The sequence below is a fragment of the Parerythrobacter lacustris genome (genome assembly GCF_024626475.1).
Lineage (GTDB): Bacteria > Pseudomonadota > Alphaproteobacteria > Sphingomonadales > Sphingomonadaceae > Parerythrobacter_A > Parerythrobacter_A lacustris.
Genome location: NZ_JANKHH010000001.1, coordinates 305206 through 325620, shown reverse-complemented (window position 1 = coordinate 325620; position 20415 = coordinate 305206). Strand labels below are relative to the sequence as shown.

The 20415-nt window shown below is 65.7% G+C and carries 21 protein-coding genes; 9 read left to right on the top strand and 12 right to left on the bottom strand.

Annotated elements, in window-relative coordinates:
* Positions 1-12 precede the first annotated feature (12 nt).
* Complete coding sequence (locus NSO95_RS01590) at positions 13-813, bottom strand: hypothetical protein (protein ID WP_257594388.1); 801 nt, start codon at positions 811-813, stop codon at positions 13-15.
* Positions 810-1226, bottom strand: a complete 417-nt coding sequence (gene cdd / locus NSO95_RS01585; RefSeq protein ID WP_257594387.1) for a cytidine deaminase — start codon at positions 1224-1226, stop codon at positions 810-812. Before cdd ends, NSO95_RS01590 begins: the two co-directional genes overlap by 4 nt.
* Before the next feature lie 125 nt (positions 1227-1351).
* Here cdd and NSO95_RS01580 point away from each other — a divergent pair, with 125 nt between their 5' ends.
* The gene (locus NSO95_RS01580) at positions 1352-1681 is read left to right on the top strand and encodes a hypothetical protein (protein ID WP_257594386.1); all 330 of its coding nucleotides are present in this window, start codon (positions 1352-1354) and stop codon (positions 1679-1681) included.
* A 7-nt stretch (positions 1682-1688) separates the two neighbouring features.
* On the opposite strand, the gene NSO95_RS01575 is transcribed toward NSO95_RS01580, so the two are convergent.
* Positions 1689-2393, bottom strand: coding sequence for a glycoside hydrolase family 25 protein (locus tag NSO95_RS01575; RefSeq protein ID WP_257594385.1), 705 nt, complete (start codon positions 2391-2393; stop codon positions 1689-1691).
* A 7-nt stretch (positions 2394-2400) separates the two neighbouring features.
* Positions 2401-2901 carry a UPF0262 family protein gene (locus tag NSO95_RS01570; RefSeq protein ID WP_257594384.1) on the bottom strand — a complete coding sequence of 167 codons (501 nt, stop codon included), beginning with the start codon at positions 2899-2901 and terminating at the stop codon, positions 2401-2403.
* A gap of 129 nt (positions 2902-3030) precedes the next feature.
* Here NSO95_RS01570 and NSO95_RS01565 point away from each other — a divergent pair, with 129 nt between their 5' ends.
* Positions 3031-4554 (top strand): replicative DNA helicase, encoded by a 1524-nt coding sequence (locus NSO95_RS01565; protein ID WP_257594383.1) that lies wholly within the window; start codon positions 3031-3033, stop codon positions 4552-4554.
* Positions 4555-4557: 3 nt separating this feature from the next.
* Here NSO95_RS01565 and NSO95_RS01560 read toward each other — a convergent pair whose 3' ends face one another.
* Positions 4558-5730, bottom strand: a complete 1173-nt coding sequence (locus tag NSO95_RS01560; RefSeq protein WP_257594382.1) for a phospholipase D-like domain-containing protein — start codon at positions 5728-5730, stop codon at positions 4558-4560.
* A gap of 130 nt (positions 5731-5860) precedes the next feature.
* On the opposite strand from NSO95_RS01560, the gene rpoZ reads away from it, so the two are divergent.
* Positions 5861-6205 carry a DNA-directed RNA polymerase subunit omega gene (gene rpoZ / locus NSO95_RS01555; RefSeq protein WP_257594381.1) on the top strand — a complete coding sequence of 115 codons (345 nt, stop codon included), beginning with the start codon at positions 5861-5863 and terminating at the stop codon, positions 6203-6205.
* A 66-nt stretch (positions 6206-6271) separates the two neighbouring features.
* Here rpoZ and NSO95_RS01550 read toward each other — a convergent pair whose 3' ends face one another.
* On the bottom strand, positions 6272-7093 hold the full coding sequence (locus NSO95_RS01550) for a sterol desaturase family protein (RefSeq protein ID WP_257594380.1): 822 nt from the start codon (positions 7091-7093) through the stop codon (positions 6272-6274).
* Positions 7094-7191: 98 nt separating this feature from the next.
* Between NSO95_RS01550 and NSO95_RS01545 the strand changes: the two genes are divergently transcribed.
* Both NSO95_RS01545 and NSO95_RS01540 read left to right on the top strand, forming a co-directional pair.
* Positions 7192-8256 carry a DUF3667 domain-containing protein gene (locus NSO95_RS01545; protein ID WP_257594379.1) on the top strand — a complete coding sequence of 355 codons (1065 nt, stop codon included), beginning with the start codon at positions 7192-7194 and terminating at the stop codon, positions 8254-8256.
* 4 nt (positions 8257-8260) lie between these two features.
* Positions 8261-8992, top strand: coding sequence for a ParA family protein (locus tag NSO95_RS01540; protein ID WP_257594378.1), 732 nt, complete (start codon positions 8261-8263; stop codon positions 8990-8992).
* Positions 8993-9041: 49 nt separating this feature from the next.
* On the opposite strand, the gene ftsH is transcribed toward NSO95_RS01540, so the two are convergent.
* Complete coding sequence (gene ftsH / locus NSO95_RS01535; RefSeq protein WP_257594377.1) at positions 9042-10991, bottom strand: ATP-dependent zinc metalloprotease FtsH; 1950 nt, start codon at positions 10989-10991, stop codon at positions 9042-9044.
* A gap of 96 nt (positions 10992-11087) precedes the next feature.
* Positions 11088-11714: a TetR/AcrR family transcriptional regulator gene (locus NSO95_RS01530; RefSeq protein WP_257594376.1), complete on the bottom strand. Its 627-nt coding sequence runs from the start codon at positions 11712-11714 to the stop codon at positions 11088-11090.
* A gap of 89 nt (positions 11715-11803) precedes the next feature.
* Between NSO95_RS01530 and NSO95_RS01525 the strand changes: the two genes are divergently transcribed.
* The 4 genes from NSO95_RS01525 to NSO95_RS01510 are packed head-to-tail and all read left to right on the top strand — an operon-like array spanning position 11804 to position 16107.
* Positions 11804-12940, top strand: a complete 1137-nt coding sequence (locus NSO95_RS01525) for an ABC transporter permease (protein WP_257594375.1) — start codon at positions 11804-11806, stop codon at positions 12938-12940.
* 11 nt (positions 12941-12951) lie between these two features.
* On the top strand, positions 12952-13683 hold the full coding sequence (locus NSO95_RS01520) for an ABC transporter ATP-binding protein (RefSeq protein ID WP_257594374.1): 732 nt from the start codon (positions 12952-12954) through the stop codon (positions 13681-13683).
* Positions 13684-13696: 13 nt separating this feature from the next.
* Positions 13697-14698 (top strand): efflux RND transporter periplasmic adaptor subunit, encoded by a 1002-nt coding sequence (locus NSO95_RS01515; RefSeq protein ID WP_257594373.1) that lies wholly within the window; start codon positions 13697-13699, stop codon positions 14696-14698.
* Positions 14695-16107: an efflux transporter outer membrane subunit gene (locus NSO95_RS01510; RefSeq protein ID WP_257594372.1), complete on the top strand. Its 1413-nt coding sequence runs from the start codon at positions 14695-14697 to the stop codon at positions 16105-16107. Before NSO95_RS01515 ends, NSO95_RS01510 begins: the two co-directional genes overlap by 4 nt.
* Here NSO95_RS01510 and NSO95_RS01505 read toward each other — a convergent pair.
* The 4 genes from NSO95_RS01505 to NSO95_RS01490 form a co-directional block, all read right to left on the bottom strand.
* A complete protein-coding gene (locus tag NSO95_RS01505; protein ID WP_257594371.1) occupies positions 16104-17081 on the bottom strand; it encodes a HupE/UreJ family protein in 978 nt (325 codons plus the stop codon). The genes NSO95_RS01510 and NSO95_RS01505 overlap by 4 nt on opposite strands.
* Entirely contained in the window at positions 17078-17872 is a 795-nt protein-coding gene (locus NSO95_RS01500; RefSeq protein WP_257594370.1) for a peptidylprolyl isomerase, read from the bottom strand. The genes NSO95_RS01505 and NSO95_RS01500 overlap by 4 nt, the downstream gene beginning before the upstream one ends.
* Complete coding sequence (locus NSO95_RS01495) at positions 17869-19803, bottom strand: DUF3604 domain-containing protein (protein WP_257594369.1); 1935 nt, start codon at positions 19801-19803, stop codon at positions 17869-17871. Before NSO95_RS01495 ends, NSO95_RS01500 begins: the two co-directional genes overlap by 4 nt.
* Before the next feature lie 66 nt (positions 19804-19869).
* The gene (locus tag NSO95_RS01490) at positions 19870-20322 is read right to left on the bottom strand and encodes a MaoC family dehydratase (RefSeq protein WP_257594665.1); all 453 of its coding nucleotides are present in this window, start codon (positions 20320-20322) and stop codon (positions 19870-19872) included.
* Positions 20323-20415 lie beyond the last annotated feature (93 nt).

The following is a 20415-nucleotide window of genomic DNA, read 5'->3' as shown; positions in this document are numbered from 1 at the left end:
GCCGGTTCCGGCCTAGGTGATAACGATGTAAGCCTCGACTTTCAGCGATTTGACGTTTTCCGGCGTCGGCTGGAGTGCTGGCTGCTTCATCTCGATGGTGATCCAGTTCATGCCCGAATCGATGCGGAACACCTGCTGCCCTTCGGGCCAGTTGTTGCGCTCGATCTTCGAGATTGCCTCCGGCTTTACGGCGTCGTCGAACCACGCGCGGCACTTCGCGATATCCTCCGCCTGGTCAGAATCGCAGCCATCGAGCGTCACGAGACCGGCGTCGAGCGCATCGCGCGCAGCAAGCAGCGCCAGGTAGCCTTGCACCGCGGCAATCGGGGATTCCGCTGTGAACCAGCCAAGCCATTCTTCGCCGCGCTGCGAACGGCACTTGCGATCCGTGGTATCGGTGGACGATGGGTTGTCGCCATACATCCGGTCTAGCGTCTCGGAAGTGGGCTCCTCGAGAAAGCTGTAATAGCGTTCGGCCCCAATGCCCCTCGCCTGGACGCTGAACTCGCTCGCATTGTTCGAGCGCGCATTGGTCGGCTGGTAGAAGATTTGCAGCAAATCCCGTTCGCACAGGCCGCGTGCATCGCTGGCGCGCGGGTCGGTCCAGAACCAGACGTCGCCCTGAAACAGCTTGCGGTTGCCGACATTGTAGCCGGAAAACTCCTGCAAGAGTGCGTCGAGATCGCGCCGCGCCTGTCGCTCGGCCTCTGCCTCGGACTTGGCCTGCAGGTCTTTCGACAGCACCTCGTCCTGCCCGGCGACCGGTGGCGCAGCCAGCACCGCAGCGGCCAGCGCGACCATTGCCCGCTTCACTTCAGGCTCGCCGGGCCGAATGCGTGGGGCAGCAGCTCGGTCAGCTTGACCTTGCGCACTTCGTGATCGCCCACGCAAAGGATATCGGGATCGGTTCCGCCCAGCTGAGCGAGTTCGGTCAGCACCTGACGGCACACGCCGCACGGGGTGATCGGGCTGCCCCCGCCCTTTCCGGGGGGGCCGGTGACCGCGACCGTCTCCAGCCCGCCGCGTACGCCTTCGGACATCGCCTTGAACACTGCGACCCGCTCGGCGCAGACGGTCGGGCCGTAGGCGGCATTCTCGATATTGGTGCCGGTGAACACCCGCCCGTCGGTAAAGCGCAGGGCCGCGCCCACGGCAAATCCCGAATAGGGCGAATAGGAATGTCCGGCAGCCGCGCGTGCGGCGGCGATCAGCTCGTCATCGGTCATGCGGCCACGATACCGCCCAGGCGTGCGAATGTCTCGCACGTTGTAGGTATGGCGACATACGAATGCACCATGACAATTCGTGCTTCACCCTTGCGCAGATCGCCCTCGCGCCCGATAATGGTGCAATGCAGCAACCGGATTCAGGACGCGTTGAGCGGATTGAGACGCTGTCGCGCGCGATCAGCGAGTGGCGCTTCGTCCAGACGACCTACAACGGCGCGGAGATGACTCTCGCGCCGCACCAGATCTTCGTGCGCCACGATGCGATGTTCGTCAGCGCGTTCAATCCGGCCAAGAACTGGCGCGGGCCGGAAGACTACCGGCTGAGCTATTTCAATGTCTCCGGGCTTGGAGACGTGCGCCTGCAGGAACGCGGGTTCCGCCCGCTGCCCGACTACGACGGCAGCCTGCCGCGCCCGGAAGACCTTCCGCTATTCGCGCTCGAAGCGGCGTAACGCCTGCTCACGGCTGGACCACCACCCAGTCGATCGGTTCGTCTGACGCCTCGCTCAGCAGAGCATCGTTGGCGGTCCACATCAACCAGGGGCGCCCGCCGTAGGTCGGCGCAAGGCGGGTGCGGGTGAGCCACAGATTGCGCTCGATCCGGCTCGCCATCGCATAGGTGTCCTCGAAGCCGGGCGAAATCTTGAGGATCACCGGCTTGCCGCTGTGCGTCTCGATCTGGTTGATCAGCGTCATCAGCTCGCTTTCCACCGCCGCGTCGCTCACCCGCTCGGGGCAGTCCTTGGCCGTCACATCGAGCTCGATGGCGGGCGGCAGAAGTTCCTTCCCGCGCGGAACGATGGTGACGAAATTGGCCGATTGCCCGTCGGCCATGGCGCAGGGATCGAACCGGTGCACCGCGCCGACCTGCAGCCCGGCCTCGCGTGCCGCTGCGTAGTTGGCTGTGAACCGCGCGTCCTTGCCCTCGTCCCCCTCGCTCGCCGCGAGATAGACGAAGCTCGCGCCCAGCGCCCCCAGCGTGCGAAACTTCACAGCGCCGTCGGCCTCGCCTACATAGGCACCCTGGTCGGGATGCTCAGTTTCGGGCGGGGTCCAGTGCTGCAAGGTCCACCAGAGCCATGCGCCGCCCACCAGGGCGACGAGGAGAAATGCAGCGAGCACGCGCATGACAATGCGCCGTTTGGGGTTGCTGCGACGGCCCATCCTGCCCTCAGCCCTTGATGTGGAGTACGCAGATCAGCGTGAAGAGGCGGCGCGCGGTGGCGAAATCGGTTTCGACCTTGCCCTCCAGCCGCTCCATCAGCAGCTCGGCCGCCTCGTTGTGGATGCCGCGGCGGGCCATGTCGATGGTCTCGATCTCCGCCGGGGTCGCCTTGCGGATCGCCTGGTAATAGCTGTCGCAAATGGCAAAATATTCGCGGATCGGGCGGCGGAACCGGGCGAGGCCAAGAATCAGCGTTTCGACCACTTCGCCGGCCGAGGTGGCGATCTCCATTGCCAGCCGACCGTCCATCACCGCCAGTTTAAGCCGGAACGGGCCTTCGACCCCGCGCTCGACCGCGCGAATCGGCTTGAACACATTGTCCTCGATCAGGTCGTAGATCGCGACCCGCCGTTCCTGCTCGATATCGGCATTGCGCCACAGGATCGTGTCCTCGTCGAGCGCGATATGCGCGATGCGGAATTTTTCTGAAGGATCGGGCGCAGGCATGGTCCGCCTGTGTTTCGCAGACTTCTGCGCCTCTCGGCAAGCCTTTCGGTAACCATCCCCGCTATCCACAGCCAAGTGTCGCAATCGCGCACTTGCCATCGGACCCATCCGGCGCGCAAAGCACCGTCGATGCCCGACCACGATCTCCTCGACCGCCCCGATTCCGACAGTGCCGCCAGCGGCGTGCAGGGGCGCATGCTGCCCAACAATATCGAGGCCGAGGCCGCTTTCATCGGCGCGGTGCTGATCGACAACCGGGTGGTCGAGGAATTGCCGATCGCGATTCGCGCTGAACATTTCTTCGAGCCGGTGCACCAGCGCATCTACGACCGTATCCTGCGCCTGCTCGATCGTGGTGCGGTGGTCACCCCGGTCACGCTCAAGCCCTATTTCGAAGCCGACGAAGCATTGAAGCAACTGGGCGGGATCACCTATCTCGCGCAGCTGACTGCCGACGGGCAGGGCCTGCTCGCCCCGCGCGAATTGTGCCAGCAGATCTACGACCTCGCCCTGCTGCGCGAACTGGTCAGCGTCGGGCGCAACCTGGTCGAAGGCGCGCTCGACACCAGCGAAGACGTCGCACCGATGCAGAAGGTCGAGCAGGCCGAGGCGGCGCTGTTCAAGGTCGCCGAAGGGGTGGCGAGCGGGAACGAGGCCTCGAGCTTCAACGCCGCGACGACCAAGGCGCTGGCAATGATCGAGACCGCGATCAATTCGGGCGGGCATATATCGGGCAAGACCACCGGTCTTACCAGCGTCAACGAGCGGATCGGCGGCCTGCACGATTCGGACCTCATCATCCTCGCCGGGCGGCCGGGCATGGGCAAGACCTCGCTCGCGACCAATATCGCCTTCAACTGCGCCGACCGCCTGCTGCGTGACCAGCGCGACGGGATCGAGAAATCGGTCGGCGCGGGGGTTGCATTCTTCAGCCTCGAAATGAGCGCCGACCAGCTGGCGACGCGTATCCTGTCCGAACAGGCGGGGATCAGTTCCGAAGCGCTGCGCATGGGCAAGATCAGCCGCGACGATTTCCAGAAGCTGAGCTTTGCCAGCCAGCGGCTCGCCGAACTGCCGCTCTATATCGATGATACGCCTGCGCTGACCATTGCCGCGCTGCGCACCCGCGCACGCAGGCTCAAGCGCAAGCATCCGATCGGGCTGATCGTGGTCGATTACCTCCAACTGCTCCAGGGATCGGGCCGAGCAAACGACAACCGGGTGAACGAGATTTCGGAAATCAGCCGCGGTCTGAAGACCTTGGCGAAGGAGCTAGAAGTCCCGGTGATCGCGCTCTCGCAGCTCAGCCGCGCGGTCGAACAGCGCGAGGACAAGCGCCCGATGCTGTCCGACCTGCGCGAATCGGGCTCGATCGAACAGGACGCCGACATGGTCTGGTTCGTCTACCGCGAAGACTATTATGTCGCCTCGCGCGAGCCCAAGCAGCCGGTCGAAACCGACGATGCCAAAGTGCACGACGATCACTCCAAATGGGTCGCAGATATGGAACGGGTCCACGGCCTCGCCGAACTGATCGTCGCCAAGCAGCGCCACGGCGCGACCGGCAAGGTGCGCCTACGCTTCGAGGCGCGCATCACCCGGTTCAGCGACCTGGCCGACGAAGAGCAATACGGCGGATACGGCGACGATTGAGCTTTACAATCCCGCGTTGAGCCGGCGCGCCACGGTGTAGTCGAGCACCGAAACCAGGAACCAGCCGGCATACCATTTGAAGCGGGTGAACACCCCGCCGTCGCGGCGGTGCTGCGCGCGGGTGATTTCGACCGAGGCATCGACCATGGTATCGACCATTGCGCGCACCTTGGCTGCAAGTTCTGCCGATTCGACCCGCACCATCAGCTCCATATTGACCCGGATCGAGCGGTGATCGAAATTGGCGCTGCCGAAATAGACCGCGTCGTCGATCACGATCAGCTTCATATGCAGCTTGCATGGATCGAATTCGTAGATCTTGGCACCTGCGCGGAGCATTGCGCCATAGGTCGCACGCGCCGCGCCGATAGTAGCGCCGTTGTCAGACTTGCCCGCCATCACCAGCCGGGCTTCGCCCCGTTTCGCCAGCTTGCGGATCAGCCGCCGGAAACTGCGCGGGGGCGAGAAATAAGCCATCACCATGTCGAGTCGCTTCGATCTGGCGAGATCGCGCTTGACGCTGCGGTTCCAGCTGCTGGGGATGCGCGTCGGGCCGCCGACGAGGAACTGCACCGGCCCTTTGCCCGGTTTCCAGTCGCGCACCAGAGTGCGGATCGCGCGGTATTGGGCCTTGGGGTTTTCCGCCCAGTCGGAGATTAACCCGAACCACCTGCACACGTCGGCCACCACCGGCCCGTGCACGATCACGCCGAGATCGGCCCAGCCGTTCTCTTCCGGCGGCATGAAATAGTGTTCGGAGATATTGAACCCGCCGAGCAAAGCGATGTCCTTGTCGATCACGCAGATCTTTTGGTGATTGCGGATCAGGTAGCGCACGTTCCAGCGCGGGTTGAAAACCGCAAAGCGCCCGCCCGCATCGACGATTGGCTGGAAGAAATCCTCCTTCGCGTCGGTGCCGAACCGGTCGACCACCAGCCGCACCGCGACCCCGCGCCGCTGCGCCGCGGCAAGTCGCTCGACCACTTCGCGCCCCGCAGGATCGTCCTGGAACATGTAGTAGAACATGTCGATCGAGCTTCCCGCCCGGTCGATCAGCGACAGCAGCGCGTCAAACCGGTGCACGCCATCGGGCAGGAACTCGAACACATGCCCCTGATCCTGGACCTCGAACGGGGCGAGATAATCGTGCGCGCGCGGCTCGGGACTGGCTTCCATCGCCGTTATGTGGCGGGTGTCGCGGCTGACGGCAAGCGCGCCCTGCACCGGGGCGCATTTCCTTGACTCCGCACCGGCCCGACCCTAAGTGGCGCACTTTCCTGCAAACACCAGCCTATCGGAGTGCCCTATGGCGCGCGTAACCGTCGAAGATTGTGTCGACAAGGTCCCCAACCGGTTCGATCTCGTCCTGCTTGCCGCGCAGCGCGCGCGAGAGATTTCGGGCGGGGCCGAAATGACCATCGACCGCGACCGCGACAAGAACCCGGTCGTCGCCCTGCGCGAAATCGCCGAGCAGACGATCCGCCCGAAGGACCTGCACGAGGCGGTGGTCGTCAACCTGCAGAAGATTCTGCCGGATGACGAAGACGAGGCGGATGAAATCGGCTCGCTCAGCCAGTCGGCCGAAGCGCTCCGGATCACCGCCTCGGCCCCCGCGCGCTCGACCAGCATCGGCGGCGACTACGACGGCTGATCGCTTCCGGCGATACAAGAAACGAGGGCTGCCCGTTCGGGCGGCCCTTTTTCGTTTTGCCGCGCCTTACTCATGCCTTTCCTCACCCTGGTCGGGCAGGAACGGAACCAGCAGGCTCCAGCCGAACCGCGTCGGACGGTCGTCCTGATAGTTGGCGAGGCCGATGGCAATCGACCTTTGCGGCCTGCTCGCTTCGCCTACATAGGTGCCGAACAGCCGGTCCCAGCCCGACAGGAAGGTGCCGTAGTTGCTGTCGGTCTCGCGCCGGATCACCGAATGGTGGATGCGGTGCATGTCGGGAGTGACGATCGCCGCGCGCACCACCCGTTCGGTCGCCGGCGGCAGCGACAGGTTGGAATGGGTCCACAGCGTCAGAACCGTGAAGCCGGTGACGAAGACGAACACCGCGAGCGGAGCCATCCCGAAAAGGGCGACCACCCCCATCTTGTAGACCATCGACAGGACGATTTCGAACGGATGGAACCGCGCGGCGGTGGTGATATCGAAATCGCGATCGACGTGATGCACCCGGTGCATGCGCCACAGCAGCGGGATGCGATGCGTCGCCCAGTGTTGGAAGTAGAGTGCGAGGTCGAGCAGGAGGATTGTCAGCAGCGCCTCCAGCCAGAGCGGCCAGTCGAGCGCATTGAACAGGCCCCAGCCCCTGTCCTCGGCGACCAGCGCGGCTCCGATCATGGCGAGCGGCAACAGAATCCGCAGCGCCAGACTGTCGAGCGCAAACAGCGCCAGATTGGTCACCCAGCGCCGCAGCCGGGGCTGAGTGAGCCTGCGAAACGGGACCAGCAATTCGATCCCGGCAAACAGTACGAAGCCGATTGCGACGATCGCCAGGGACAGCACAGTTGCATCGAGACCGAACAGCTCCATTGGCTACATCTTGGCCCTGACGCCGCCGATTGCAAGCACAGCTTCGTTGCGCGCGCAATGTGCGCCACTATACTGTTCCGGACACCTGGGGAGGGTTCATGAGCGAGATCGGCGAAGCGCTTGGCACCGCAAGCGAAGGCGGGCTGTGGGCGCGGGTTGCCGGGCGAAAGCAGGGCAATGCCATACCGCCCGATGGCGAGCCCGGTGGCGAATGCCTGAACTGCGGCACCGCGCTGGTCGGCAGCTTCTGTCAGGCTTGCGGGCAAAAGGCGCATATCCACCGCAGCATCTCCGGCATCCTGCACGATCTGGTCCATGGGGTGCTGCATCTCGACGGCAAACTGTGGAACACCCTGCCCTTGCTGCTGTTCAAGCCGGGCCGGCTGACCCGCGAATACATCGAAGGCAAGCGCGCCCGCCACGTCAGCCCGATGGCGATGTTCCTGTTCTCCGTCTTCCTCATGTTCGCGGTCTTCCAGGCGGTGGGTCTGACGACGCCCAGCGATATCAGCCCCGAGATTTCCGGCGCTACCCATGCCGAGGCGAGCCGTGGTCTCGAGGCGGAGAGGGACCGTTTGGAGAAGGTCATCGCCAGCCTTCCGGCGGACGCCCCGGCCCGCAGCGAGGCGGAAAGTGACTTGAAAGCGGTCGAGGATATGATCGACGGCATGACATTGGGCGGCCGGATCAGGGCCGGTAGCCCGGTGCAGATCGACGCCAATATCACCGGCATCAAGTCGATCGACGAGGGCATTGTCGCCAAGTGGCGCAAGAACCCTACGCTGATGCTCTACAAGCTTCAGAGCAACAGCTACAAATTCAGCTGGTTGCTGATCCCGCTGTCGATCCCCTTCGTGTGGCTGCTGTTCCTGTGGCGGCGCCAATACAAGGCCTATGACCACGCGATCTTCGTGACCTACTCGCTCGCCTTCATGTCGCTGCTGTTCATAACCCTGTCGCTCCTCGGCACGATCGACGCGCTCGGTTTCGGGGTGTTTGCTGCGCTGCTGGTGATCCCGCCGATCCACCTCTACAAGCAATTGCGCGGCACCTATTCGCTGTCGCGCTTTTCCGCCTTGTGGCGTTTGATGGCGCTGAGCCTGTTTATCTGGATCGTGGTGATTCTGTTTCTGCAGGCGCTTCTGGTGCTGGGGGCGTTCTAGGGCGATGCCAGTCATTGCGGTCTACAGTGTGAAGGGCGGAGTCGGGAAGACGACGCTGGCCGCGAACCTCGCGTGGTGCTCGGCTGCCGAAGGCACACATCGAACACTGTTGTGGGATCTTGACGCGGCCGGGGGCGCAGCTTTCCTCATGGGACTCGACCCTTCCCGCAAGAAACGCGCCGGCAGAATGTTCGCACGGGAACGCAATCCGCTCAGCCTGATCCAGTCGACCGCATACCCAAGACTTGACGTGCTACCTGCAGACGAAAGCCTGTGGGCGCTCGACCGGCAGCTGGCCAGTATCGGCAAGAAGCGCCGCCTGGCCAGCATTGCGGCCGGACTGGGCAAGGTCTATCCGCGGATCGTGCTCGACTGTCCGCCGGTGCTCAACGAGGTCAGCGCACAGGTGCTGCGCGCGGCCGATTTGGTGGTGGTGCCGCTTCCCCCGTCACCGCTTTCCAGCCGCGCGTTCGAGCTGGTGGCCGAAGCGGTCAGGGAATCGGGCAAGCGGCACCCCCCGATGCTGCCAGTGCTGTCGATGATTGACCGGCGCCGGACATTGCACTGCACAGCACTGGAAGCTAACCCCAACTGGCCTGTGATCCCGTGGTCGAGCGCGATCGAGCAATGTGCGGTTCGCCGGGCACCGGTGGGGGACTTTGCCTCCACAAGCCCGAGCGCGCGGTGCATCGCCGCACTATGGCAAGGAATCGAACGCAAGCTCGCCAAAGGCTGATCGGCCTGCCCGCAGCGACAGGCGCGGGTTGGATGACCAAAGTGGCCGATCAGGCCCCTTGCGGAGCCGTTCCACCGCCGAATTTCTTGCCCGCCTTGGGGATCGCCGACCCGGCAACCGGCCTTACCACGGCAGGCCCTTGGGGCGCTTCGGGCCGGTCGATTTTTCCATCGTCCAGGAGCTGCCGGATCTCGTCGCCGGTCAGCGTCTCATATTCAAGCATCGCCTGGGCGAGCAGGTGGAGCTTGTCCTCCTGCGCCTTGAGGATATTTGTCGCCCGCTTGTGCGCGCTCTCGACCAGGCTGCGGATTTCGGCGTCGATCAGCTTGTTGGTGTCGGCCGAGCCCATGGTGCGGGCCGACTGGCCCATGCCGAGGTAGCCTTCCTGCTGCTCTTCGTACTGCAGCGGTCCGAGCTTGTCCGACATGCCCCATTTGGTGACCATGTTGCGTGCAAGCCGGGTCGCGTACTGGATATCGGAGCTGGCACCGCTCGAAACCTTGTCGTGCCCGAAGATGAGCTCCTCTGCCACGCGCCCGCCCATGCTGACCGCGAGGTCGGCGTGCATCTTGTCGCGGTGGTAGGAGTAATTGTCCCGCTCGGGCAGGCGCATCACCATGCCCAGCGCGCGGCCGCGCGGGATGATCGTCGCCTTGTGGATCGGGTCCGAGGCAGGCTCGTTGATGGAGACCAGCGCATGGCCCGCCTCGTGATAGGCGGTCATCTTCTTCTCGTCGTCGGTCATGACCATGCTGCGGCGCTCGCTGCCCATCATGACCTTGTCCTTGGCGTCCTCGAACTCCTGCATCGCGACGAGGCGCTTGTTGCGCCGCGCTGCGAGCAGCGCCGCTTCGTTGACGAGGTTGGCAAGGTCCGCGCCGGAGAATCCGGGCGTGCCGCGCGCGATGGTGCGCGGGTTCACATCGGGGGCCAGCGGCACCTTTTTCATGTGCACGTCGAGGATCTTCTCGCGCCCTTCGATATCGGGCACCGGCACCACCACCTGGCGGTCGAAGCGGCCCGGGCGCAGCAGCGCAGGATCGAGCACGTCGGGCCGGTTGGTCGCAGCGATGATGATGATGCCTTCGTTGGCCTCGAACCCATCCATCTCGACCAGCAGCTGGTTCAATGTCTGCTCGCGCTCGTCGTTCGAATTGCCGAGGCCGTGCCCGCGCGAGCGGCCAACCGCGTCGATTTCGTCGATGAAGACGATGCAGGGCGCGTTTTTCTTCGCCTGTTCGAACATGTCACGCACCCGGCTCGCGCCAACGCCGACGAACATCTCTACGAAGTCCGAGCCCGAGATGGTGAAGAAGGGCACGCCCGCCTCACCCGCGATCGCGCGGGCGAGAAGCGTCTTGCCGGTACCGGGCGAGCCGACCAGCAGCGCGCCCTTGGGGATCTGCCCGCCGAGCTTGGAGAAGCGCTGCGGATCCTTGAGGAACTCGACGATTTCCTCCAGCTCCTCGCGCGCTTCGTCGATGCCCGCGACATCGTTGAAGGTCACCCGGCCCTGCTTTTCGGTCAGCATCTTGGCCTTCGACTTGCCGAAGCCCATCGCGCCGCCCGCGCCTCCGCCCTTCTGAACTTGGCGCAAAGCGAAGAAGGCGATGCCGAGGATCAGGATGAACGGCAGCGAATTGATCAGGATCAGCAGCAGCGGGCTCATCGTCTCGCGCGGGGCGCCGGTGAAGCGCACGCCCTGCTCTTCGAGCAGTTTGGGCAGGCTGGTGTCGGCGGTCACCGGGACGGTGGTGAACAACTCGCCGTCCTTCATCTTGCCGGTGATCAGCTCGGGCCCGATCTGGACCTCCTCGACCGAACCTGCAGCAACCTTCTGGCGGAAGCTCGAATAGGCGATTTCGGAGCCCGCGCCCTGCCCGGAATTGCCGAACATGGTGGCAACCAGCAGCAGCGCGAGGAAGATGCCGCCCCAGATCATCAGGCTCTTGACCCAGGTGTTGGGGCCCTGCGGTTCTTGGTTCTGGTCGTCGTTCATCGAAACCGGAGTCCTTTCGTTCCCCGCCAATGTAGGCGCAAGGCGGTGAATGGCAAGTTGACGCGCCGGTTGCGGCTGCGCGAATTTCCGATTGCGCTAATCGACCGCATAGGCGCGCAGGAATACCTCCACCGCGCCGTCGATCCGCCTGCGGTCGAGCTCCGCATCGCGCGGCGCGCCGAATCGACGTTCGAGATCGCCCATGCCCTTGCACATCGAGACGAATTGTTCGGTCGCGAGATCGGTGTCGCCTATCGCCAGTTCGCCGCGCCCGACCGCCACCTGCAGCATCGCCGCAAAAAGCTGCTTCATCCGCCGCGGGCCGTTTTCGAGGAACACCAGGCCGATCTCGGGATCGCGCTCGGTCTCGGCCGCGATGCGCCGGTCGAACTGCACCATCTCCTCGCGTGAGAGGAACGCCACCATCGCCGTGCCGATCGCGCGCAGCCGGTCGCGGATCGAACCGCAACCGGCCGGATCGATTGCGAAATGGCTGCGCATTGCGCCACATTCCTGCTCCACAGCAGCAATGAACAGCGCGCGCTTGTCGCCGAAATGGTTGTAAACCGTGACCTTCGACACCCCGGCTTCCGCCGCGATGCCCTCGATCGTAGCTGCGGCATAGCCGACATCGAAGAACGCATGCGATGCCGCCTCGACGATTGCCGCGTGCTTGGCCTCGTCTGCCGGGCGACCGATTCGCTTGACCGGGGGAGTTGACAAAATGAACGACTCCGTTCAATTAAACGCTGCCGTTCAATAATGGCGCGACTCGCATTCTTCCGCAACCCCGCCCTTCGGAAAGGTTCCGCGTGATCTGGATTGCCATCCGCATGCTCACCGGGGACCGGCAGAAGTTCTACGGTCTGCTGTTCGGCATCGCCTTTTCCACCCTCCTCATCACCCAGCAGCTGACGATCTTCGTCAATCTGATCGAACGCGGGGCGAGCGGTGCGTACAATGTGGGCGAGGCGCAGGTATGGGTGATGGACCCGGTCAGCCGCACCACCGATGTCGCCTATGCCCTGCCCTCGACCGCGCTCGACAAGGTGCGCGGGGTGCGCGGGGTGGAATGGGCGGTGCCGCATCTGCGCGCCGCCGCATCGGTGCGGACCAAGGACGGCGATCTCGAAGGCGTCGCCATCATCGGGGTCGACGATGCGACGCTGATCGGCCTGCCCAAGCGGATGGCGAGCGGCAGCATCGACGTGCTGTCGCAGCCCGACAGCGTGATCATCGACGACGTAGGCACGATCAATATGTTCGGCGCGGATGTCGACCCCATTGGCGAACGGCTCGAACTCAACGACCAGCGTGCGGTGATCCGCGGAATCGCGGATTCGATTCCCAGCTTCACCAGCCAGGTCACGCTCTACACCAAATACAGCCAGGCGCTGCGCTATGTCCCGGGCACGCGCAACCGGCTGAGCTTTGTGCTGGTCGGGGTGAGCGAGGGGCAGACCGCCGCCGAAGTCGCCGACCGGATCGAGCGCGATACCGGCCTCAAGGCCGAAACCCGCGACGAATTCGCCCAGGCGGGGGTAGATTTCATCATCGAGAACACCGGCATCCCGACCAATTTCGGGATCACCGTGGTGCTCGGCTTCGTGGTCGGCGTGGCGATTGTCGGGCTGACCTTCAGCCTGTTCATCCGCGACAACATCAAGCAGTTCGGTGCTCTGAAGGCGATCGGGGTGACCAATGGCCGGATCCTGAGGATGGTCGCGGCGCAGGCCGGGCTGGTCGGCTTCATCGGCTATGGCTTCGGCGTGCTGGGCACGGTCGGCTTCATGTGGGCCTTCAGCGGCAATCCGTTCTTCAAGGGCTTCTACATCCCCTGGCAGATCCCGCTGATCAGTCTCGGCGCGGTCATCGTGATTTTGGCGATTACCGGCACACTGGCGCTGCGCAGCGTGTTCAAGACCGAACCCGCCTCGGTGTTCAGATGATGGCGACGATAATGGATCCCTCTGCCATCGGCGGCTGCAAACCCGATGCCGCGATCTGCACCCGCGGGGTCACGCGCGACTTCAAGGCGGGACAGCAGACGATCACCGTGCTGCACGGCATCGACACCGATATCCGCGCCGGCGAGCTGACCTTCGTGGTCGGCGAAAGCGGGTCGGGCAAGACCACGCTGATCTCGATCATGTGCGGGATCCTCTACCCTACGCTGGGCGAGGTGAAGGTGTTCGGGACGGATATCTACAGACTGTCGGACACCGAGCTGGTCAAGTTCCGGCTGCAAAACATCGGCTTTATCTTCCAGCAGTACAACCTCATCCCCTCGATCGACGCCGCCAGCAACGCCGCCGTGCCGCTGATCGCGCAAGGGATGGGCCGGCTCGAAGCGCGCGAACGGGCCAAGGCCATGCTCGAGCGGCTCAACATCGGCAATCAGGCCGACAAGCTGCCGAACCAGCTGTCGGGCGGGCAGCAGCAGCGCGTCGCCATCGCCCGCGCGCTGGTCCACGAGCCGCGGCTGGTGGTGTGCGACGAGCCGACCGCCGCGCTCGATGCGAGTTCGGGCCGCCGGGTGATGGACCTGCTGCGCGAAGTCGCGGTCGCCGCCGACCGCGCCTGCATCATCGTCACCCACGACAACCGCATTTTCGACCTCGCCGACCGGATCATCCAGCTGGAAGACGGGCGCATCACCCATGACGGCACGACGATGCCGGACGGCCACTAGGGACCTCTTCGCCATGGCTTTCAACCTTCGCAACTTCAGCTTCTCGCGCATGGGCCTGCCGATCCTGGCGGTGGTCGGCCTGATCGTCGCGGTGATCTTTATCGCCGGTCGTCTGCCCGACCGCGAACTGAGCGAGCCCGAGCGCGAGCCGCCCCGTGCCACCGGTGCACTCGCCGATGCGGACAGGGTCGCCGGATCGGGTGTGGTCGAACCGTCGAGCGAGGTGATCCAGATCGGCACAGCGTTGTCCGGCCTCGTCACCGACCTGCGGGTGCAGCCGGGCGACTATGTTGCGAAGGGCCAGCCGCTGTTCACCGTCGACACCCGCGCCATCCGCGCACAGCTGCAGCAGTCCGACGCCGCGATCGGCGAAGCGCGCGCCGCCATCGCCGAGGCGCAGGCGGCGCAGGCGACCGCCAGCCGCCAGCTTGCGCTCTATCGCAGCATCGACGATCCCGCCGCAGTCAGCCGCGCCGAAGTGATCCGCGCAGAGGGCGAGGCATCCGCCGCCAGCCAGCGGCTGCAACTCGCCCGGGCGCGGCTCGATTCCGCGCAGGCCGCTGCGGCCAGCGCGCGCACCGAACTGGGCCGCGCAACCGTGCGCGCGCCGATCTCGGGCGAGATCCTCAGCGTCAACATCAAGCCGGGCGAATACCTTTCGACCATGGGCGGCGGGGGCGGCGCACCTTTCATCGAGATGGGCGAGACCCGCCCGCTGCATGTGCGGATCGATATCGACGAAGAGCAGGCGACGCGGCTGGCCATGGGTGCCGAAGCGGTGGTTTCGCCGCGCGGAGCCGCCGGCCGGCAGGTGAAAGCGAGCTTCGTTCGTGCCGAACCGCTGGTGGTACCCAAGCGCTCGCTCACCAACAGCGCAAGCGAGCGGGTCGATGTGCGGGTGCTGCAGGTGATCTATGCCCTGCCTGAAAGTGCCAAGGGCGCTTTTCGCGTCGGTCAGCAGGTCGATGCCTTCATCCCGGCAGCCAAGAACACCGGCACGAAGGACGCGAAGTGAGGATTCGGCTCGCCCTGTCGCTTGCGAGTGCGCTTGCGCTCGCCGCCTGCGTCGCCGGGCCGCCGCCCGAGATCGCGACCGCACCGCCCGAGCTTCCGGCCAGCTTCGCCTACCAGCCCGAGGGCGCCGTGGCTCAGTCGGTCGCGGTCCTGCTGCCGACCGGCGATCCGGCATTCACCGATCTGGCCGCTCTGGCGCTGAGCGATGCGCCGACGCTGGCGCAGGCGCTGGCGCGGATCGATGCGGCGCGGGCGCAGGCCGGGCGCGCCGGTGCGGAACGGTTGCCATCGGTAAATGGCTCTGCATCGGTGACCGGGCAGCGAACCAATCCCGCGCAGTTCGGCAGCGGACTGCCCCAGGGCATCGCGTTCGACACCGAGCGGGTGAGCTACAGCGCCAACCTTACCGCCGGGTGGGATCTCGACCTGTTCGGACGGCTGCGGGCGCAGGAACGCGCCGCGCTCGCGCGAGTCGATGCGGCGGGGGCCGACGCGGCGGCGGTGCGGCTCGGCCTGCTGTCCGAGATTGCCGGTTCGGTGATCGACTGGCGTACGCTGGAGGCGCGCCAGCGGGCGCTGGAAAGCGATCTCGGTGCCGCAGAACGTCTTGCGCAACTCGCAGGCAGCCGCGAACGTGCGGGAATCGCGCCGGGCTTCGACCGGGTGCGCGCCGAAAGCGCTGCAGCGGCCAGCCGCACCCGGCTCGAAGCGCTCGAAAGCGAACGCGCCCGGCTGGTCGGGCGGCTCGTCACGCTGACCGCGCAACCGACCGGCAAGGTGCGCGAACTTCTCGCCCAGCCCGCGCCCGAACCCGCGCAACCCGCAGCTCCCGCCAGCCTGCCTTCGCAGCTGCTCGTCAATCGCCCCGACGTTCAGGCGAGCGCCGCGCGGCTCGCGGCAAGCGATGCGGATCTCTACGCCACCGCTGCACGACGCTTCCCGCAGTTCAATCTCTCCGCCTCGCTCGGCCTGCTCGCCTTCGACCTCGGCAGCCTGTTCAGCGGGGATTCGGTGGTCGGCTCGCTCGCAGGCGGGCTGCTCGCGCCGATCCTCGATTTCGGGCGGATCGAGGCCGAGATCGACGGCGCTGCGGCAAACAAGCGCGCCGCCTTCGAGGCCTATCGCGGATCGGTGTTCCAGGCGCTCGGCGATGCCGAGACGGCCTATGGCCTGGTCACCGCTGCCGATGCCGAACTCGCTGCAGCGAGCGCCGAATACGCCAGCAGCCAGCGCGCGGCCAACCTCGCCGACACGCGCTTCCGCGCAGGGCTGAGCGATTTCCGCACCGTGCTCGACGCGCGCCGCGCCGCCGATGCGAGCGGGGAGCGGGTCGCCGCCGCGCGCGGCCGCGCGAGCCGGGCACGGGTGCTATTGTGGCAAGCGCTCGGCGGGAGTGACCTCGCGCTCTAGCCGAGCACGCGTTCGAACAGCCAGAAGCTACCGGTGATGCCGATAGCGTAGCTGGCCACGCGGATCGCCGGGGCAAGCGCGGGCAAGGCCAGCCGGCGCAAGGCGGCCAGCACCGCCAGCACCAGCGCGATTACCAGCAGCTGCCCTGCCTCGACACCGATATTGAACGCCAACAGCGCCGCCGCGATGTCGCCTTCGGGCAGGCCGATCTCGCCCAGCGCTCCGGCAAAGCCGAAGCCGTGGATCAGCCCGAACAGGAAGGCGACGACCCATGGCACGCGCTGCGTCAGGCCCGGCTCGCCGCGCTGCGCGCGGATCACCTCGTAGGCGAGAAACACGATCGACAGCGCGATCACCGCCTCGACCGGGCGCCCCGGCAGGCCGACGAAGCCGAGCGTCGCCCCTGCCAGCGTGACCGAGTGGGCGAGGGTGAAGGCGGTCGCGGCCACCGCCACCCGCTTCCAGCCTTGTACCAGCAGCACCAGCGCGATCACGAACAGCAGGTGATCCCAGCCGAACACGATGTGCTCGATCCCGATGCCGATATAGGTCCGCCAGACATTGCCGCTCGCCGGTTCGACGGGCACGCGGACAACCGGCTCTGCCGCAGTCAGACGCAGGGTGTCGACCGGGCTGTCGCGCGGTGCGATCCGCACCAGCATGTCGGCCTGGCCGAGCATGCCCTCCATTCCGATCGCGCGCCCCGCGAGCATGCCATCGCAGCGAACCTGTGCCTGCCCGGTGACCGCTGCCGAGGCGGTGCCGGTCGCGGGCGGGGCGGTGAAGTGGCAGCCGTCGGGCAGGATGGGTTGTGGCGGCTCGCCCGTCGGGCGCTGGGTGAGCGGTTGCTTCCATGCGACCTGCCATTCGCCCGGCGCGGTCTCGGTCCATTCCATGTAGCCGGGGCGCAAATCGTCGGCCCGCACGGTTCCGGCGGCGAACACCGCCAGCAGCAGCGCCAGCAGCAGCCTCACTTTTCGATCTGCACGTCGTAGCCATCGCGGAGGATGCGGTAGCCCTCCTCGCGCCGCGCTTCGGCTGTGGCGCTGCGCCAGTCGTTCTCGACCTGCTGTCGCACTTCGGCCAGCGGCGGGACTTCGCCGGCCCGCTTCTCCGTCAGCCGGACAAGGTGCCAGCCGAAGCCCGACTGGACCGGTCCCTGCCATTTTGGCCCCGGCTCGAGCCGATCGAGCGCCGCCACAAACTCCTCCCCGAACCGCGCCGAGACTTCGCTGCGCGGCGCATTGCGTTCCTCGACAGGAAGCGAGATCGCCTCGCCTCGGATCTGGCCGCCTGCTGCCAGCGCAGCCTCGGCCGTCCCCCGCTCGGCAAAGTAGAGCTGTTCGAAACCGAACCGCGCATCGTCGGTGAAGCGCGTCGGGTGCCGCTCCAGCCAGTCCTGCAGCACGCTGTCGTCTGGCTTGGCAGTCTCCGCCGCACTGGCCGCAAGGTAATCCATCTTCGATGCCATCCGCTGGCGCACCACCGCATCGTCGCGATCGAGCCCCATCCGCAGCGCTTCGCGATAGAGCACCTCGTCACGCACGAAGCGGTCGATCTGCGCGGCGAGTTCGGCGTCAGTCGGCGGGCGACCATTGGTCAGCTCCCACTGCAGCGCGATGCGCGCCTGTTCTTCCTTCCCCACCACGATGCTGCGGCTCGCCGGATCGACCGGTTCGCCGATCCATGCGAACAGCGCGAACAGCAGCCCGCCCGCTGCTAGGAAATGGACCAGCGGCTCCTTCGTCCAGCCGGGCAGCGTCATCCTTGCGTGGCGGGCTTTGGCGCCTTCGCCGGACCGAGCCAGATCGGCGAGGTATAGGCGCGCTCCTGCGCCACCCCGTCGGCCAACGCGTCCGCGCTCAGCTTGATCCCGAACCGCACCGCATCGAACAGCGTCCAGCGCGGCGTCGGGATTTCGAGTACGCGGACGTAGTAGAACGCGCTCTGGCCCGCGCGGTAGTCCGGGTCGGTCCAAACGCTGCGAAGTTCGGGTGCGCCGATGGTGTTGGTGTAGGTCGCCTTGGCGCGGTCGACCGTGTCCCCCACCAGCGGGACCTTGCCGCCCGCCATCGCGCGCTTGTCCATGTCTGACCACACCACGTCATAGACCTTCTCGCCGGTCGTGCCGTCGGGATTGACCCAGCCCTTGACCACCTGCACCCGGTCGAGATGCGCCCCGTCGGGGTCCTTCAATGCGGAGATGAGGAAGCTCGGCGCCTTGCCCTCGTCGGCCAGGTTGCCGCCCATCGGCACGCCGCGCGAATAGCCGGCCTTGACCCAGTCACCCTCGAACATGTCGGGCGTGAAACCGAAGCCGCCGAACACCCGCACCACCATTCGCGGGCCGGTGGTGGCATAGACCTCGCGCCGCTTGAACGCGTCGAAGATTTCCGCCCTTGTGTTGCCCCGCGCCCATGCCGCAGCATAGCCGCCGGCGAGGTAGTTCCACCCGAACCGCCCTTGCCGCGTGCCGAGGTTCTGCGGCGCATTGGCGCGATCCTTCGCGCTCGGCTCGTTGCCCGTATGCTTGCCGAAGAAATTGTCCTCGTCGCCAGTGGCGAGCGAGGTGTGACTGTCGGTCGAACCGATCAGCCCGAAGGCGTAGGGGTTCACGCCGAGCTGTTGTTCAAGCGAGAGCCCGCGCTTCAGCGCCTCGCGGATGTAATTGCCGCCCTGCATCGCGTCGGTCGCCGGATGCGAAGCGTCGAGATTGCCGATCGACCAGCCCGACTTGCCGAAACCGGCGAATTCGTCGTTGGGCGAAAGGAAGGGATGCGCCTCGCTGTCGCCCTTGATCTGGGTCGCTTCGACCACCGGCTCGTGCCGCGCGCGGCGGCGGGCGTATTCGGCGGTCATCGGGCTGCCGTCGGACATGGTCGTCTCGAACATCAGCCCGTTGGAGACGTTCGAATTGTGCGGCATCGCCAGCACCTGCCCGCCGGTCTTCTTCTCGTAGCCTTCCATATAGGCCCACAGATCCTCGACCTTCGTTTCCAGACTTGGAAAAGGAAGCACCTGCGTAGTGCGGTCGTAGCCATCGCGGAACATCACCACGCGGTGGAGATTGTTGCCTTCGGGCAGAAGCGAGTATTCGAACCCAGCGAGCGCGGTGAAGGTGCCAGGCCGGTCGTAGCGGTCGATGATCGCGAGATGCTCGGTCCACAGATCGCGCGTCGGCCCGTCGCTGTCGGAATTGAGCATCTGGTCGGGCAAGGTACCCGCCGCCGCCGCCGCGATGATTTCCGAAGTGGCCCTCAGCGATTGCTGCGGGCTTTCGTTGAGCATGTCGTGCCACTTCTGCATCGTCGGGTCGCTCAGCAGCAGTCGGGGTGCCTCGGCGAGCCTCTGGAGCGCGCCCATCCCGTCCGAATGGTCGGAGATGACGAGGAAATCGAGCGGCCGCGCGAGCTTCGCCTTGATCCCGGTGGTCGAGGTCACTTCCTCGCCCATCGCGAAACGCAGCGCGTCTTCCGCCCCCAGCCGGTTGCCGAAGCCATAGGCATCGAATGAGATGCTCGTGTGGAGGTGGGTGTCGCCCCAATAGACCCGCTCGGGATAGTCGGTCAGCGGCACCGCCGCTTCCGCCTCGGCGAGCTTCGCCGCAACGCCTTCGGGATCGTCGCGCAGGAACAACCACCAGCCGCCTGCTGCAACGGCCAGCACCAGCAGCCCGATCCCGAGAATCCTTTTCATCTAGCCCTCCCCTGCCGCGATCTTGCGCGGTCTGTCAGCGCAAACTTGACCGATATGTCCCGTCCGTCAAGCGCCGCTGCCCTTGACCAAGGCAGAGCGTTCGCAGCGGCACACGACTTCATCGCGCTGATTGATCGCTTCGTGCAGAAACGTCACCACGCCCGCCCCCGGGCGCGACTTCGATGGCCTGAGCGAAGCGACCTCGCTCGTCGCGCGCAGAGTATCCCCGATAAACACCGGCTTGGGCATAACCAGCTTGTCGTAACCCAGGTTCGCGACCAGCGTGCCGAGCGTCGTGTCGCCGACCGACAGCCCGACCATCAGCGCGAAAGTGAAGGTGCCGTTGACGAGGATCTGGCCGAATTCGCTCGCCTTCGCCGCCTCGACATCGAGGTGCAGCGGCTGCGGGTTGTGGGTCATCACGGTGAAGAACAGATTGTCCGCCTCGGTCACCGTGCGGCGGATTTCGTGTTCGATCCGGTCGCCCACCTGCCACTCGTCGAAATAGCGCCCCGCCACTGCCATTCTCCCTTGTCCGTGCTGGCCTCCCCATGGGCCACGCAACCCCTTGAACGCAACCGGAGAGAAGTCCAAGGCGCGCAATCGTTACAC